The 11,905-nt window shown below is 66.0% G+C and carries 7 protein-coding genes; all 7 read left to right on the top strand.

All coding sequences use genetic code 11. The annotated features are described in order from the left end of the window. Positions 1-3,010: ATP-binding protein (locus ACLHHB_RS00450; protein WP_410216304.1), on the top strand; the 3,010-nt coding region annotated here is incomplete at its 5' end. Next, positions 3,007-4,698: a DUF3131 domain-containing protein gene (locus tag ACLHHB_RS00445; RefSeq protein ID WP_410216303.1), complete on the top strand. Its 1,692-nt coding sequence runs from the start codon at positions 3,007-3,009 to the stop codon at positions 4,696-4,698. The genes ACLHHB_RS00450 and ACLHHB_RS00445, both read left to right, overlap by 4 nt. Continuing rightward, on the top strand, positions 4,698-5,849 hold the full coding sequence (locus ACLHHB_RS00440; protein WP_410216302.1) for an acyltransferase: 1,152 nt from the start codon (positions 4,698-4,700) through the stop codon (positions 5,847-5,849). The genes ACLHHB_RS00445 and ACLHHB_RS00440 overlap by 1 nt, the downstream gene beginning before the upstream one ends. Further along, positions 5,846-7,687, top strand: a complete 1,842-nt coding sequence (locus tag ACLHHB_RS00435) for a glycosyltransferase (RefSeq protein ID WP_410216301.1) — start codon at positions 5,846-5,848, stop codon at positions 7,685-7,687. Before ACLHHB_RS00440 ends, ACLHHB_RS00435 begins: the two co-directional genes overlap by 4 nt. After that, positions 7,687-9,000, top strand: a complete 1,314-nt coding sequence (locus ACLHHB_RS00430) for a DUF3131 domain-containing protein (protein WP_410216300.1) — start codon at positions 7,687-7,689, stop codon at positions 8,998-9,000. The genes ACLHHB_RS00435 and ACLHHB_RS00430 overlap by 1 nt, the downstream gene beginning before the upstream one ends. Further along, positions 8,997-10,949 (top strand): hypothetical protein, encoded by a 1,953-nt coding sequence (locus tag ACLHHB_RS00425; protein ID WP_410216299.1) that lies wholly within the window; start codon positions 8,997-8,999, stop codon positions 10,947-10,949. Before ACLHHB_RS00430 ends, ACLHHB_RS00425 begins: the two co-directional genes overlap by 4 nt. Continuing rightward, positions 10,939-11,898, top strand: coding sequence for an alpha/beta hydrolase (locus ACLHHB_RS00420; RefSeq protein ID WP_410216298.1), 960 nt, complete (start codon positions 10,939-10,941; stop codon positions 11,896-11,898). Before ACLHHB_RS00425 ends, ACLHHB_RS00420 begins: the two co-directional genes overlap by 11 nt. Positions 11,899-11,905: the final 7 nt, after the last annotated feature.

Below are 11,905 nucleotides of genomic sequence, written 5' to 3'. Positions count from 1 at the left end.
GCGGGTCCTGCCGCGCTGGCAACAGCGCCTGTTGCGGGTCTGCCTGGGACTGATCATCGTGGCCGTGTTCTCGGCGCTGGTGCTGGCGCCTTTCGTGTTGCAGCGAAACCTGGAAACGGCCGACACGACCGCCCTGCGCAATGAATTGTTCGAATTGCACCAGGGGATCGATGCGCTGGAAAGGGCAGGCGAGGGATGGCGCGTTGCCCGCGACATGGAAGGGACGGCGATCGAGCGTGCCGGTCTGGAACTGGACGAGCGGGCGCAGCTTCTGGCCCACAGGATGGGGGTGATCCTTGCCTATCCGGGGGCCTCGGGCGTTCTGCCGGAAAACGGCCACAGTCTGCAGCGCATGCGCGAACGCGTGTCCACCCTGACCGCGTCGCTGTCGGGCGGCGCGCCAGAGGCAGTGCGCACCGCACGCGACAGGATCGCCGATCTGGACCGGGACGAGCTGGTCGATCTGGACCGTTATGTCGTCAACGCTTTCCGCCGCCTTGGCCAGATCACGGCCAACGAACGCTGGCAGCTGACGCGGCTGGGCCTGTTCGCGCAGCGATTTGCCACGTTCCTGCTGCTGGTGGGGGTGCTGACGCTGGTGGTGCTGTGGATGCAGCACCGCGGGCTCCGACGGGCCGAACTGTCGTTGCAGTCCGTCATCGGCGACCTGATCGAGGCGCAGCGGATTGCCCATATCGGCAATGTGCGGCGTGATTTTCAGCAGGACAAGGTCACCTGGTCGGCCGAATTCGCGCGGATCTACGGGCTTGATCCCGAAGGCCACATGACGGGCGCCGAGTTCGAGGCCCTGCTGCTGCCAAGCGATGCGGAAAAGGTGCTGGAAAGCGAACGGGCTACACTGGACCGGGCGAGGGAAACGGAGGCGCCGGCACGGCGCGACCTCACCTTCCGGGCGCTGCGCTCGGATGGCGAGGTGATCGAACTGGAGGTCCATTCGGAATTCACCGCCGACCCCGAGGGACGGCCCATCACCATGGTCTCGACCGTGCGCGACATCACGCAGGAGGCGCGGGCGCGACGCGCACTGCGCGAGAGCGAGCGCAGCCTGGCCACGGCGCAGCGCATCGCCCGGCTGGGCAGCTTTCGCCACAACTACAAGACCAACAAGACCCACTGGTCGTCCGAGCTTTACGTGGTCTTGAACCGCCCCGCCGACCAGGGGCCGGTGCCCCTGACGCGGATCGTGCATCCCGACGATCACGACCGGGTGCGGCAGATGTTCACCGACCTTTTGGCAGGCGGCCCTTCTCAAGGACAACGCCAAGTCGGCTTTGACTGCCGCGTCCTGGCCGCCGGCGAGGAACGCTGGATCCGCGGAACGGCCGAGATGACCTATGACATGCGGGGCCAGCCCGACATGCTGACCGGATCGCTGCAGGACGTGACCGCCGAGATCGAACAGGAGCGTGCGCTGCGCGAGGCCTTGTCCGAGGCCGAGCGCGCCAATACCGCCAAATCCGAATTCCTGGCCGTCATGAGCCACGAGTTGCGCACCCCCATGAACGGCGTCCTTGGCATGCTGAGTGCGATGGAAGGCTGGACATTGGACGAGTCGCAGCGCCGGCACGTCGAGATCGCCCGCACCAGCGGCGAGGCGCTGCTGCTGATCCTGAACGACGTGCTGGACATGTCCAAGATCGAAGCCGGCCGCATGGAGCTGGACCAGCGACCGTTTGCGCTGCGCCCGTTGATCGACAGCGTGGTCAACCTGTATGCCGAGTCGGCCCGGGCCAAGGGCACGACGCTGCAGGCGCGGGTCGATCCTGCGCTGCCCCGGGGGGTCGCAGCCGATCCCCTGCGCATCCGCCAGATCCTGGCCAACATCGTCAGCAACGCAGTCAAGTTCACCCAGAAGGGCAGCATCGAACTGGCCCTGCTGCCCGCCCCGAACATGGTTGCACCCGAAGGAATGGTCGCGCTGCGCTTTGCCGTGTCGGACACCGGCATCGGCATTCCTCTGGACAAGCAGGACTATGTGTTTGGCCGCTTCAACCAGTTGGACACATCCTTTACGCGCCGTTTCGGCGGCACGGGGCTGGGGCTTGCCATCTGCCGGTCTCTGGCCGAACTGATGGGCGGGCAGATGAGCTTTGCCAGCAAACCGGGCAAGGGCTCGTCCTTCTGGTTCGACGTGATGCTTCCGGTGGCCGAGGCCGAGGAGGTTGCGGCCGAACCAACGGCCCTGCCGCCGCTGCCCCCCATGACCATCCTTGTGGCCGAGGACAATGCGACCAACCAGATCGTCGCACGATCCATGCTGGAACGGCTGGGACAGCGGGCCGAGTTCGTGGCCGACGGTGCCCAAGCAGTCCGTGCCGTCGCCGGCAAGCACTTTGACCTGGTGCTGATGGACATTTCCATGCCCGTGCTGGACGGGATCGACGCGACACGCCAGATCCGCCGGATGGGAGGGCACCATGCCACGCTGCCCATCCTGGCCCTGACAGCCCATGCCGGCCAGAGCGAGCATCGCGCCTGCCTGGAGGCCGGCTGCAACGAAGTGCTGACCAAGCCCATGAATCGCGCCGTGCTGCAGGTCGCCCTGCAGCGCTGGTCGGGCGGGCAGGGGGATGTGCCGTCCCGCATTCGCGCCGGCGAGGTCAAGGCCTCGATGATCGCCCGCCTGTCCGATCTGGCCGAGCAGATCGGTTTCGAAGCCGTGCCGGACCTGATCGCGGCCAGCCTGCACGACCTGGCGCAGCATGGCGGCGTGATCGCCCGCGCCATGGCCGAAGAAGAGGTGGCGCCGGACGTGCTGCGCCGGGCCTGCCATTCGATCGTGGGCATCGCCTCCACCTTTGGCGTGAATGATCTGGCCGACCTGGCCCGTGCGGCCGAACACACTCTGAAACTGTCCGATGCGCCACTGGCTGATCCGGAGGCGCTGCTGGCGGGCACGCGCCTGCTGGAAGACGCGCTGCGCGAGCAGGCGGCAATCCTGCACCAGAAAGATCCGGTCCACGGCACCGGAACGGAGGAGCCCCTATGACCCGCCCCATTCGTGTGATCGCCCTTGGTGCTGTCTGCCTGCTTTTGCTGATAAGCCGCAGCGCGGGCCAGGACGTCGATGCTCCGCAGGGATTGTTCCAGCGCCTGTTCGGAACGCCCCCGGAGGATATGGCGGAAACGACGCTGGTCCAGTCCGAAGTCCCGGAAGAGGCCCCCGAAGCTCCCGCCGCGGTGACGGAAAGCGAAGCCCGGCATTTCGGGCGCCATGGCAAGCTGACCGCGCGCGAACGTGCGATGGCCCGGACGGCCTGGACCTATTTCGAACAGCGCTTCCAGCCTGAAACGGGGTTGGTGAACGCGGTCGGTTCCTATCCCTCGACAACGATGTGGGACACGGCGTCCTATATCAGCGGGCTGGTTGCGGCCTATGAGTTGGGGATCATCGACAAGCGGACCTTCGATCTGCGGGCCAACCAGATCACCCGGACGCTGCGCAACCTCGACCTGTTCCGCGGAGAACTGCCGAACAAGGTGTATCACACCGTCACCGGGGCCAAGGTGAACTATGCCAACGAGCCGGGCGAGATCGGTTTTTCAGTGCTGGACATCGGCCGCCTGCTGGTCTGGCTGAAGATCCTAAAGGAGCGTTACCCTTATCTGGCGCCAGGCATCGACAACGCGGTGATGCGCTGGAACTTCTGCAATGCGGTCCCTGAGGACGGCCGGCTGTTCGGGTCGGTCGTGAACAGCGCCGGCGAGACACGTTATGTCCAGGAAGGTCGTCTGGGCTACGAGGAATATGCCGCCAAGGGGTTCGCCTTGTGGAATTTCGACGTGTCCGCCGCGCTGGCGCCTGAGCCGCTGACCTATACCGAGATTTATGACATCCGCGTTCCCGTGGATGCCCGCGATCCCCGCATCTTCCAGAACATGAACTATGTCCTGACGGAAAGCTATCTGCTGGACGGACTGGAACTGGGCTGGAAGCTGCCGACCGACCGCCGGAACGACCGTCCGGGTCTGGCGACGCAGGGCTGGCGCGCCGAATTCGCCAACCGCATCTATCTGGTCCAGCAGCGCCGGTTCGAACAGACCGGCATCATGACCGCCAAGTCCGAGCATCAGGTCGTTGGGCAGCCCTTCTTCTTTTATGACGCGATCTGGGCCTATGGCTTTGCCTGGCACACCCTGGACCCCAGCGACGTTTATCAGCCGGACCGCGCGGCCATCGCCTCCAAGGCCGCCATCGGCATGTGGGCGCTGTGGGAAACGCCCTATACCAACCTGCTGCTGGAGGCGGTGGCGGACCTGTCCAGCGACGAGGGCGGGTTCTACGAAGGGCTTTACGAAAACGGCAACGGCCACATCCCCGTCCAGAGCGCCAACAACAACGGCATCATCCTCGCCGCGCTGCTCTACAAGGAGCAGGGGCCGATCCTTCAGCGGCTGAACGGCAACACGCAGGTCTGGGACACGGCCTTCCAGCATCAGGACACGCGCACGAGGCGCTGTCTGCCGCAGCCCCGTCCCGAACCCGTCTGCTGCAACTGTCAGGCCGCTCCGGCCGAGCCTGCGGTGCCGGTGACCGAATTCCTTTATTGCCGCCCCGTGCCGCAGCCGGACGGCACCATCGCCGCCACCGATTGCAGCCTGGACAAGCACAACCTGCCATTGCCTCAGCCGCTCCCGGCCCCGGTGTCGCAATGCCCGGTACCCGGAGGTTTCTGATGGTCAAGCAGCCCAAGCCCCGCCTCGTCTGGTTCGACGCCAACCGCGTCTGCGCCGCCATGGGCGTCGTGCTGATCCATTGCACGACCGACTTTTCCGGGGGCGTCTTTCCCGACGCGACGCCGCAGGAAAGGATGGCGCCCGTTTTCCTGCGTTCTGTGGCGGAATTTTCCGGGTCCGAGATGTTCTTCTTCTTCTCGCTGTTCCTGATGTCGATGCGGATCGACCGGAACCGGCCCGAATATGGACCCGCCATGCGCGACCAGGCGCGGCGGCTGCTGGTTCCCTTTGCCTTCTGGACGCTGTTCTATGCTTTTTTCCGGCTGATCAAGGCGGATGCCTTCGGCTATGCGCCCCAGCTCTGGGCGCAGCTGTCCAATCCGGCTGTCTGGATGGGCTATCTGATCCTGGGAAAGTCCCAATACCACATGCACTTTCTGCCCACGCTGTTCCTGATCTTCCTGTTCTATCCGGTCATGCGCCTGGCGCTGCGCTTTCCGATCCTGGGAATTTCCCTTTTCGCCACGCTGGGCATGATGCACCACGTCCAGGACTACATCTGGAGCCTGGGATTGGAGCCCGGCCTGCGCGAGTACCTTCTCCGCGCGACCAAGGTGCTTGGCTATGTCGGGTATGGCCTTGCGGCATTCGCGCTGTACGGTTTGTGGCGCGACGGCATCCCGCGCGGCGAATCCCGGGTGATCCGGCGCGGCGCGTTCTATTTCGCAGCCATGGCCTATCTGGCCACCATTCCCTTTTTCGGCGCGGCCGTGGCCAGCGGTGCGTGGGGCGTGCGCGAAGGATGGTCCTTTTACGGCCACTTCCTGATGCCGTTGCTGATGTTTGCATTGTTCATGGGCGGGCAGTACCGCGACTGGTCGCCCCGCTGGAGCTGGATGGCCCAGTACACGTTCGGCGTTTATCTGGTGCACCCCCTGCTGATCGACCTTTACGACGTGATCGTGGTCAAGGCAGGGATCGCGGCGCTGATGTCACCCTGGATGGTGGTGACCAGCCGCTTTGCCGTGGTGCTGCCCGCGGCCCTGCTGCTGGCCGTGGGCCTGTCCCGCTTTCAGCCTTTGGCCTGGACCATCGGCTTGGGGCCGGCGCCTTGGGAATGGGGCCGACAGAAGGTGGGGCGGGGCGCATGATGGACGATTATTTCCGCAGCTTCGAACACCGCCGCCCACCCCCGCCGTTGCCCTATTCGCCTTGGCGCGAGGCGCTGTGGCAGGTACTGGCCACGCTGGCCGCGCTTTTGGGCGGCTGGTATGTCTGGTGGCGCTGGACCCAGTCCCTGAACCCCGACGCCATGTGGTTTGCCGTGCCCCTGGTGGTGGCGGAAAGCTGCGCTTATGTCGGGCTCTTGCTGTTCATCTACAACCTGTGGCGCGACCAGCCGGTCACCGTCCCCGACCCTGTCGCCACCGTGGGGCAGACGCGCGCGCCGGGGCAGATGCCCGATGATGACCGCCCGCTGAGCATCGACCTGTTCTTCGCGACCTTTAACGAGGACCCCGAACTGGTCCGGCTGGGGGTCATCGACGCCAAGGCCATCACCTATCCCCACCCGATCGACCTGCAGATCCATGTCTGCGACGACGGCCGCCGCCCCGAGATGCGCGCCGTCTGCGACGAGGAGGGGGTGAACTATATCACCCGTCCCACCAACGAAGGATACAAGGCCGGCAATCTGCGCCACGCGATGGAGGAAACCTCGGGCGACTTCATTGTCATCTTCGACGCCGACACGCGCCCCTTTCCCACGATCCTGAAGCATACGCTGGGCCATTTCCGCGATCCGCAGATGGCCTGGGTCCAGACCCCGCAGTGGTTCTATGACCTGCCTGCGGGCCGGCGCCTGCCTCAATGGCTGGAAGGCAGGATGGGCCGCACCGGCCGCATCCTCGGGAGCGCCGCGGAGGCGGTCCTCGGAGAAATCCGCATCGGCCGGGATCCCTTCGTGAATGACGCCGAGATGTTCTATCAGGTCATCCTGCGCCGCCGGAACCGCGCGAACGCGGCCTTCTGCTGCGGCGCAGGCTCGATCCATCGGCGCGAGGCGGTGATGGAGGCCGCCCTGCGCAGCTTTGCCGACAGCGTCGAACGTCGGGTGATCGCGACCGAGGAGGAGATCACCCTGACCAGCCGCGAAAGCATTGTTGATCCACAGCTTTTGTCGGCCATCCGGACGGAGGCGGTGGTGGCCGAAGTGCTGACGCCCTACCGGTTCCACGTGTCCGAGGACATCTACACCTCCATCGTGCTGCATTCCGACCGCGAGCGGGGCTGGAAGTCGGTCCTGCACCCGACCTATGAATCGCGCATGCTGTCGCCGCAGGACCTGTTGTCCTGGACGATCCAGCGCTTCAAGTATGCGGGCGGTTCGCTGGACATCCTGGCCCATGACAACCCGCTGTTCCGGCGCGGGCTGACCCTGCCGCAGCGGCTGATGTACGGGGCGACCTTCTGGTCCTATCTGGCCCCGATCTGGAACGTCGTCTTCCTGATCGCGCCGATCATCTATCTGATCACCGGCATCGCCCCCGTTTCGGCCTATACGCTGCCCTTCTTCCTGCACGCGATCGCCTTCCTGGTGGCGCTGGAACTGGCGATGATGGTCGGCACATGGGGCATTTCCGGCTATGCCAGCAAGACCAGCTATCTGGCCTTCTTTCCGGTGGGCCTGCGCGCCATCGGGACGGTGCTGTCGGGGCGCAAGATCTCGTTTCCCGTGACCCCCAAGGACCGCCAGACGGGACGCCACCTGCGCCTGGTGCGTCCGCAGATCGGGATCGTCGTGCTGACGCTGGTTTCGACGATCTGGGGCATCGGCGCGCTGATGGCCGCAGACACCGGGCACAGCGTGACCGGGGTCGTCACCAACGCACTGTGGGGCCTGAACAACTGCTTCGCGATGTGGGGCATGATTTCGGCGGCACTGTGGCAGCCGCCAAACGACGCGCAACAGACAGGAGATGACGTGTGATGAGCTTTCGGAGAAACCTGGCCCGGGCGCGCAGCCACCTTGTCTTTGTCGCGGCGCTGCTGCTTGGGGTGACGCTGATCATCTATCTGGAAAGGGCCGGAAACATGAGCGGACAGGCCGATGTCATGGCGCCCTTCGAAGGGGTCGTGCCGCTGCCCTTGGCGGACGGCCTGGGCGGGTCGGCCGAGCGGGTGGACTACGGGCGTGTCGCCTGGCGCTATTTCCGCAACAACACCGATCCCGACACGGGACTGGTCGGGTCGGTCGACGGGTTCCCCTCGACCACGATGTGGGAAACCGCGTCCTATGTCGTGGCCACCGTTTCGGCCGAGCGGCTGGGGATCATCCCCCGCGCCGAAGCCGAGGAGCGCATGGCCAAGGTCGTCGATGCCCTGTCGCGCCTGGTCCTGTTCGAAAACAGCCTGCCCAACAAGGCTTATGACACGCGCAGCCTGCAGATGGTCGATTACGCCAACCGGCCGACCTCGGTGGGCTTGGGTTGGTCCGCACTGGACATCGGTCGTCTGATGACTGGGCTGAAGATGATCCAGCGCCATTACCCGGACCAGGCGTTGGCGGTCGAACGGCTGGTGACGGGCTGGGATCTGGATCGCGTGGTGCGCCAAGGGCGGCTGAATGGGGCCACCGTGGTCGAGGGCGCGGTGCGCGAGAACCAGGAAGGCCGCGTGGGATACGAGCGCTATGCGGCCAAGGGTATGATGCTGTGGGGTTATGACGCTACCGGGGCGATGGATGTGGCCCAGACCCTGCAGGTCGTTCGGGTCGAGGATGTTCCCATCCCTGTGGACACTCGCCTCAACCGCAACAGCACCCCCGCGCTGACCACCAGTGAGCCCTACATGATGGACGGGCTGGAATTCGGCTTTGACGCCCTGACCCATGTCTTTGCCACCGTCGTATATCGCGCACAGGAAATGCGTTATCGCAACACGGGGCTTCTGACCGGTGTCAGCGAGGGGCACATCACGATCGAGCCCTACTTTGCCTATGGCTCGGTCTGGGGCGGAGGTGCGCCATGGGCGGTACTGACCTTTGCGGGAGAACGCATCGACAGCCGCCGCACATTGTCGACCAAGGCCGCCTTTGGCTGGGACGCCCTTTTCGCCACCGACTACACCCAGGAGATGGTCGAGGCCATTCTGCCCTTCGCGGATCCCGAGCGTGGCTGGCCCGAAGGTGTGTACGAGGCCGACGGAACGGTGAACGGCTCGTTCACGGCAAACACCAATGCCATGGTCCTGGCCGCGCAGGCCTTCCGCGCCGGGGGCGCGTTGATGCAGATCACCCCGTGATCACCGGTCGGCAGGGCGCGCTGGTGCTGCTGCTGGCTGCCCATCCGGGGCTTGCCCTGGGTGCCGATGCCTGTACCGGAGACGATCTGTCGCGCCTTCCGCCAGGCGCGACGGACGGGCAGGTTCTTTATGCCGACGTTCCGGCGGCGCGGTTTCCCGGCAAATGGCAACAGGGTCGCATTGGCGACCTGACCTATCGGATCTTTCCGGGAGGACTGGCCATGATCGGTCCGGCACCCTCGATGGCCGCATGGCGGATCGAGGTTTCTTGCGATCTTGAGCAGCGGCAGTGCAGCTATCGCGATACGGGAGGGGCGAGCGCGCCGGGGAAGGCCGCCGCACAAGGGCTGGCCCGTTGCATCCTCGGGCCCGAGCCTCCCCCAGCCGCCGTACCTCCGGCGCCGGCGGCCCCGTCGGCGCCACAACCGGCTGCGCCTTCGCCGACGCCCGCGCAGAACTCCTCCGAGGCGGCTCCACCGGCGGGGAAAGGGGATGCATCCACCCTCCCACCGTCCGGCTCCACGCCACCTGCGCCTACGGCGGCAACGCCGCAGCCATCGGCACCTGCAAGCCCGGCGAGGTCGGCCGCACCGCGTCCAGAGCAGTTGTCCCCTGCAGCGCCCCAGGCGGCGACCGCGCCTGCTCAGCCCCCTTCTCCCGCGACAGGATCTGCTGCAGGACACGTACAGGCTGGGAGTGCGCGCGCCGCCCCCGCAGCCACGGAGCGGCAGCCGGCACCGGTGCCGCCTGTCCGACCTGCACCAGAAGCGCCGCCTGCCGCAACTCCCGAGCCGTCGCACGGCTTCGATGCTGCGCGTGTGGCCGAACCCTTTGGCAACGCCAAGACCCCAGCGATAACCCCACCCCGGGAACGGCAGGAAACAGGCTCAGCCCAAGCGGCGTCTGATGACGCCCCGCTGGAATATTCCGCGACGCAGGGCACGGCCATCCTGCCGCCGCTGTCCCGGGCGAAGCCGCGTGACGAGGAAGAACCGTCCCCGAACCGCCTCCTGCCACAAACACGTCCTGCCGCGGCTGGCAATCCCGTGCCCCCCTCCCAGCCCCGCCCGGAGCCTGTCGTGCCGCCGCCGTCCGAGGCGCTGCCATCACGCCGCGAGGCCCGTCCTGCATCGACACCACCTGCACCTGCGCCCCCTGCACCTGCGCCGGTCGCGCGACGGCCAGAGCCTCCACGCCCCTTGCCGCCGGTTCGGGTGGTGCAGGCGCCTCCACCTCCGCCGCCCGCGCCCGCCGTGGTGCAAACGGCACCCCAACCCTGGCCGCTTTCCCCCTTGGCACTGACGCGCTGCACGGTCAGCAGCGCGATGGCACTGGGTCGCGAGGACATCACGGAAATCGGGGAGATCACGCTCAGCGTCGGTTGCGCAGGCCGGATCGGCGACCGTTTGACCTTCAGCGCCGCCCTGACGACCTTTCCGGTCCATGACGAACGGCATGGCGGAAAGACGACCTACAGCTATTCAGTCAACTGGCGCATTACGGACCGCGTGGCGTTGACCTATGCCAATTACGCGGCCGCGCTGACGGGCGGGCGCGGACTGGCAGGACTGGGCGATGGGCGGTTGCAACTGTCGGCCGCGTTGCCGGAGTTCCCCTTGGGGACCAGCCGCTTTCCGAACCGCGCCTTGCGCTGCTCGGCCTTTGCCAACGTCTCGTTGTCGACGGCACCCGTCAATGGCGGGGTCAGCTGCGGCGTCAACGTGACCGAAAGGCTGACACTGCGCATGACGGCCCTGGCTTATCCACGCGGACAGCAAAGGCGCACCGATCCTGATTTTTCCTATGCTGCAAGCTATGCCTTCAACGACAAGGTGATGCTGACCTATTCGAACTATGGCAACAACCGCTGGCCGTGGAACCGTTCGTCCGACAGTGTCGAACTGTTCCACGGGGGCACGATCGGGTTGAACTATCGCTATGACTTCTGAAGAAAGGCGCCCTTCGGGGCAGGTTGTCACCCGTCGCCGCGCCCTTGGGGGCGGCATGGCCGCCTTGGCCGTTCCCATGCTGGTGCGGCCGGCGGGGGCGGGCATCGTGCGCGAGGGCAATCTGCTGGCCAGCGAGATCCTGGGGCACGGCCTGCCCTATGCGATTTATCTGCCGCCGGGATACGAGCGCGAGGGGAGGCGTTACCCGGTCATCTATCTGCTGCACGGTGGCGGAGACGGCCAGCCTGCGGACTGGTTCCGGCTGGCAGGGCTGGACGTGATCCTGGATCGCCTGATCGGCGAAGGGGTCATGCCGCCCTGCATCGCCGTGGCGCCGGACGGCCGCCGTCCTCAGGATGCGCGCGCAACCTATTTCCTGAACGACGCGGATGGCGGCTATCGATGGGCCGACATGTTCCGGCAAGAGCTCATTCCCGGGATCGAGGCCCGCTATCGCGCCATAGGGGATCCACTGCAACGCGGCCTGATGGGATTGTCGATGGGAGGGCATGCGGCGGTCCTGAACCAGCTTCGCCATCCCGACCTGTTCGCCGGCGCCGCAGCCCTCAGTGCGGCGTTCCGCACCTCCGATGAACTGCTTGCGATGGAACAGCCGGCATTCGACCTGCGCTTTGGCGGGGCCTATGGCGCAGGACTCGAGGGACCGGCGCGGTTGAACGACGCCTGGCGCGCGTCGGATGTGGCAGGGGTCATCACCAGCCTGGAGGCCCAGCCCTTCCGGCGCATCCCGCGTCTCTATCTGGACTTGGCTGCGGACGATCCATTCTTTGCGGGCAATGCCGCCGTTCATGTCGCGCTGCGCGATGCCGGCATCATGCACCGTTTCCAGGTGCGGGAAGGAAAGCACGACTGGGTGTTCTGGCGTGCGGCCTTTCCCGAAGCCCTGCGGCACCTCGCGGCGATCTTTACCCGCGGCTACGGGGAATGACCGCCAG

Source organism: Paracoccus sp. (in: a-proteobacteria), from assembly GCF_046462195.1.
GTDB lineage: Bacteria > Pseudomonadota > Alphaproteobacteria > Rhodobacterales > Rhodobacteraceae > Paracoccus.
The sequence above is the reverse complement of the archived record's forward strand: the minus strand, read 5'-3'. Positions and strand labels throughout refer to the sequence as shown.